Source organism: Streptomyces sp. NTH33 (assembly GCF_003236365.1).
Classification (GTDB): Bacteria; Actinomycetota; Actinomycetes; order Streptomycetales; family Streptomycetaceae; genus Streptomyces.
In genome coordinates, this window is sequence record NZ_POTZ01000598.1 from 1 (window position 1) to 3,456 (window position 3,456).

Genomic DNA, 3,456 nt, shown 5'->3' on the forward strand with positions numbered 1-3,456 from the left:
GTGGAGCGCCGCGGCAGCGGCACCGGAACGCTTGGCGCTCCTCGCCTACGGCCGCTCGGGCATGCGGGCTCCTTGCGTGTGGGCAGGCTTGCGCGATGCGCTGCCGACTGCGGTGTGTAGCTTGAGCGTAACCGACTGTAGGACATCAAGGGGTTATGTTGCCCCATGATTGGGGGAACTCGCGCGCTGCGTAGGCTGTATCCGGCTTCCAGGGAGGAACGGCATGGCCGCGAGAACGTCCCCGACAGAACGTCAGAAGAGGCTTGGGGTGGAGGTGCGGAAGATGCGCACCTCCGCCGGTATGACAGGTGAGTACGCCGCTGGTCTGCTTGGTGTGGACCGGGGCAAGATTTCCAACATCGAGTCGGGGGCGCGGCCCATCAGCCCGGAGCGGCTGCGCACGCTGGCGTGCAACTGTGACTGCGACGACGAAGCCTACGTCGACGCGCTCGCCGAGATGGCTCAGCCCGCCGAGCGGGGTTGGTGGGAGAAGTATCGGGGCACCCTCCCGGCCGGCCAGCTCGATATCGCGGAACTGGAGCACCATGCGGTACGCATCCGCAGCGTGCACCTGATCCACATGCCGGGGCTTCTGCAGTCCAGCGATCACGCCCAGGCCATTTTCAAGGCCGCGCTGCCTCCACTGCCGCAGCACGAGGTCGCTCTGCGCGTTGCGCACCGCCTTGAACGCCAGCGCGTCCTTGAGGGCGACAACCCGACCGAGTACATCGGGATACTGCACGAAGCCGCGCTGCGTATGCAGTTCGGTGGCCGTAAGGTCGCCCGGGTGCAGTTGGAGCACCTGCTCGCCCTGGCGGAGCGTGCTCATGTGGTGCTGAGGGTCATCCCGTTCGACGCGGGCTCCATTCCCGGGGCAGGACAGACCGTGGTCTACCTGGAAGGGCCGGTGCCACAACTCGACACGGTCCAGATCGACAGCGCGCACGGGCCGGAATTCCTGTACCAGGAGGCTCAGTTGTCCAAGTACCGAGCCCAATTGGACTGGATGGAGGGCCGCGCTCTGTCGATCGAGGAGTCCCGCACCCTCATCCAGGACATCGCCAGCCAGCTCTGAGGAGACACCCGTGCACGACATCACCTGGGAAGAACCGTTCTGCGCCGAGGGATCGGCCTGCTTCCGCCTCGGCACCGACCTCCGAGGCAACGCCTACATCGCCATAGCCGGCCAGGAGGAGCACTACCTCACCGACAGCCGGCAGGCGCTGCGCTCCCTGATCCTGGAGATCAAGGCGGGGAAGGCCGACCACCTGCTCTGAGCGGAGCGGTGGCGCGGTGGGGCCGCGTATGCCGAAGGGCCGGCGCAAGGGGGGGAGCTGCGCCGGCCCTACGGGAACGGTCCGTCTGTTGTCGGCCGTCCGGATCGGAACGCCGCGCGCCCCGGGGGGTGTGGGGCGGGCGACCGTCCGATCGGTGAGGAGATCCGGAGCCTGCCGGCTCCGGGTGTGTGCGCGAGGCACGACCAGGTCGAAGCTGGGGAGGCCACGGCCTGTCGTCCACGGTTCCCCGTGGACGGGTGTTTCTCTCATCTGAGAAGAGAACCTACGGCAGCGGGTGGACGCAGAACAGCCGGAACGGCATCCTGCCATCCACCCCGCACACCTTCTTCACAGGCTCTGCCGCCGACTGCGTCAGGCGTGCGAACGCACCGCTCAGATGCGCGCGAACGCCTGCTCGATGATGTCCAGGCCCTCGCCCAGAAGGTCCTCGCCGATGACGAGCGGGGGCAGGAAGCGCAGCACGTTGCCGTAGGTGCCACAGGTCAGGACCAGCAGGCCCTCGGCGTGGCAGGCCTTGGCGAGCGCCGCGGCCGCCTCCGGGTTCGGCTCCTTCGTCGTACGGTCCTTGACCAGCTCGATGGCGATCATCGCACCGCGGCCGCGGACGTCGCCGATGATGTCGAACTTCTCGGCCATGGCGGTGAGGCGGGGCTTCATGATCGCCTCGATGTTCTTCGCCTTGGCGTTGAGGTCCAGCTCCTTCATCGTCTCGATCGCGCCGAGCGCACCCGCGCAGGCGACCGGGTTGCCGCCGTAGGTGCCGCCCAGGCCACCCGAGTGGGCGGCGTCCATGATCTCGGCGCGGCCGGTCACCGCGGCCAGCGGCAGGCCGCCCGCGATGCCCTTCGCCGTGGTGATCAGGTCCGGGACGATGTCCTCGTCCTCGCAGGCGAACCACTGGCCCGTGCGGCAGAAACCGGACTGGATCTCGTCGGCGACGAAGACGATGCCGTTGTCGGCGGCGAACTGGCGGATCGCCGGCAGGAAGCCCTTGGCCGGCTCGATGAAGCCGCCCTCGCCCAGCACCGGCTCGATGATGATCGCGGCCACGTTGTCGGCGCCGACCTGCTTGGTGATCTGGTCGATGGCGGCCTTGGCGGCCTCGGGGCCGGCGTTCTCCGGGCCGGTCGGCCAGCGGTAGGCGTAGGCGACCGGGACGCGGTACACCTCGGGGGCGAAGGGACCGAAGCCGTGCTTGTACGGCATGTTCTTCGCGGTCAGCGCCATGGTGAGGTTCGTACGGCCGTGGTAGCCGTGGTCGAAGACCACGACCGCCTGGCGCTTGGTGTACGCGCGGGCGATCTTGACGGCGTTCTCGACGGCCTCGGCGCCGCTGTTGAACAGGGCCGACTTCTTGGCGTGGTCGCCCGGGGTGAGCTCGGCCAGCGCCTCGGCGACGGCGACGTAGCCCTCGTACGGCGTGACCATGAAACACGTGTGGGTGAAGTCGGCGAGCTGCGCGGAGGCGCGGCGCACGACGGCCTCGGCGGACGCGCCGACGCTGGTCACCGCGATGCCGGAGGCGAAGTCGATGATGCGGTTGCCGTCGACGTCCTCGATGATGCCGCCGCCGGCGCGCGTGACGAAGACCGGCAGCGTGGAGCCCACGCCCTGCGCGACCGCGGCGGTACGGCGGGCCTGCAGCTCCTGCGACTTCGGGCCGGGGATGGCGGTGACGACGCGGCGCTCCTGCGGAAGTGCGGTCATGCGGGGCTCCTGGGGGGTGAAACGGACGCTTTCCTTCTTTTCTCGCAGGCTAGGGCTGGGGCGGGGTGCCGGGCATGCTCCATGTGGGCGTTGTCCGGGGATCGCGTTGTCCGTGGTGGACATAGCGGCGCGGCGGCTGCGGCCCGGGGGCGGGAGCGCCGGTGTGGCCGGACCCGGCCGCGTGAACCGTGAACTCGCCCTGCCGGAGCGTTAGATTGACTCGCTGATGGTGGACGGCGCGGCTGGTCAGGGGGCAACGGCGATGGACAGCGACGGGACGCAGGACGCCCGGGGCACGCATCCGAAACATGCGCACCCGGTGCCGCGCCCGGCGGTGCCGCGGGACGCGCCTGCGACGCCGCCGCGGCCGACCCGGCCTCCGAGCGCCCCGGACGCGGGCGCGTACGAGCACCACCCGCAGGGGCGGCCCCCGCGTTCCGCCGTCGCCGAC

At 69.8% G+C, this 3,456-nt stretch carries 4 protein-coding genes; 3 read left to right on the plus strand and 1 reads right to left on the minus strand.

From position 1 onward, the window contains the following. Window positions 1-223 precede the first annotated feature (223 nt). The gene (locus C1I97_RS33535; RefSeq protein ID WP_111006792.1) at window positions 224-1,075 is read left to right on the plus strand and encodes a helix-turn-helix domain-containing protein; all 852 of its coding nucleotides are present in this window, start codon (window positions 224-226) and stop codon (window positions 1,073-1,075) included. 10 nt (window positions 1,076-1,085) lie between these two features. After that, window positions 1,086-1,277, plus strand: a complete 192-nt coding sequence (locus C1I97_RS33540) for a hypothetical protein (RefSeq protein ID WP_111006793.1) — start codon at window positions 1,086-1,088, stop codon at window positions 1,275-1,277. A 393-nt stretch (window positions 1,278-1,670) separates the two neighbouring features. On the opposite strand, the gene gabT is transcribed toward C1I97_RS33540, so the two are convergent. Then, window positions 1,671-3,005 (minus strand): 4-aminobutyrate--2-oxoglutarate transaminase, encoded by a 1,335-nt coding sequence (gabT, locus tag C1I97_RS33550; RefSeq protein ID WP_111006794.1) that lies wholly within the window; start codon window positions 3,003-3,005, stop codon window positions 1,671-1,673. A 262-nt stretch (window positions 3,006-3,267) separates the two neighbouring features. Here gabT and C1I97_RS40820 point away from each other — a divergent pair. After that, window positions 3,268-3,456 (plus strand): hypothetical protein (locus C1I97_RS40820; RefSeq protein WP_146608374.1); only part of this gene is annotated, 189 nt, incomplete at its 3' end.

Bases quoted from the DNA above. Each gene is read 5' to 3' on its own strand.
- C1I97_RS33535 (WP_111006792.1), top strand. From the start codon at position 224: ATGGCCGCGAGAACGTCCCCGACAGAACGTCAGAAGAGGCTTGGGGTG.
- gabT (WP_111006794.1), bottom strand. From the start codon at position 3,005: ATGACCGCACTTCCGCAGGAGCGCCGCGTCGTCACCGCCATCCCCGGC.